The organism is Treponema endosymbiont of Eucomonympha sp. (genome assembly GCF_001028545.1).
In genome coordinates, this window is the sequence record NZ_BBPW01000239.1 from 1 (window position 1) to 917 (window position 917).

Sequence of the window (917 nt, forward strand, 5' to 3'; positions counted from 1 at the left end):
GTGGAGCGACAAAGCGGCGCGGGCTGGCAACCTGCTTGCCGCGACAACCGGACTGCGGGCGGGCGAGGTGCTGGCTTTGCGGAAAAGCGGGGCTTCGGTATCCCGTTTTTGAGCCAGTCCGCAACAACAAGCAGCGCATCGTCTCGGTTATCCTCCCCCGTGCTTCGCGCAGTGAGCTTCAACCCTGTCTTTTGGTCTACCAGTTCGGCATAAAATTTGCCGTGTCTCTGGTGCAGATAATACCGCCGCATAGCCTATTCTCCCCCTATGAGAAAAATGCTTTTCTACACCTTTTCTCATACTGATTTTCAGCATAGCTACGGTATGTCCGTTCGCCTGTCTTTTTTGTTTGCTAAATCTTTGTCTTGTAAAGATTTGGTTTTTGAGCCATGCAGGCTTCGAACCTGCGACCCACAGATTAAGAGTCTGTTGCTCTACCAACTGAGCTAATGGCCCGATATATCTTTCTTTGTATACAGTGCGTCCGACACGGCTCGAACGTGCGACCTACGGATTCGAAGTCCGTTGCTCTATCCAGCTGAGCTACGAACGCTCGTCTTGCTACCCATAAGACAGACCCGAATCCGCTGCGGCGCGCGGTAAAGCGCGTCTGTCCCCAATGCCGCGGGTGCCTGGTGGGTTTCGAACCCACGACAGCCGGATCCACAATCCGGTGCTCTACCCCTGAACTACAGGCACCATAATGCCCGATACAGTACAGCAAAAACGCAAAACGTGTCAACGCGCCAAGAAGCTACAGCAACTTACAGAGCAGGCAGTAATGCCCTAGGTAGTGTGGACTGGATAAAGGGAAAGAGGTAAAATAGAAGCATGAAAAAAAATGAAGGCATTCACCGGCACGATATAAGCGACGAGGCGTGGGAACGGATAAAAGAACTGTTGCCCGGACAGGCAGG

3 tRNA genes are annotated in these 917 nt (G+C 52.7%); all 3 read right to left on the minus strand.

From position 1 onward, the window contains the following. Positions 1–383: 383 nt before the first annotated feature. Positions 384–456, minus strand: a tRNA-Lys gene (locus AWU74_RS06225). 23 nt (positions 457–479) lie between these two features. Next, positions 480–553, minus strand: a tRNA-Arg gene (locus AWU74_RS06230). 74 nt (positions 554–627) lie between these two features. Further along, positions 628–699 (minus strand) — tRNA-His (locus AWU74_RS06235). Between the last annotated feature and the right edge of the window lie 218 nt (positions 700–917).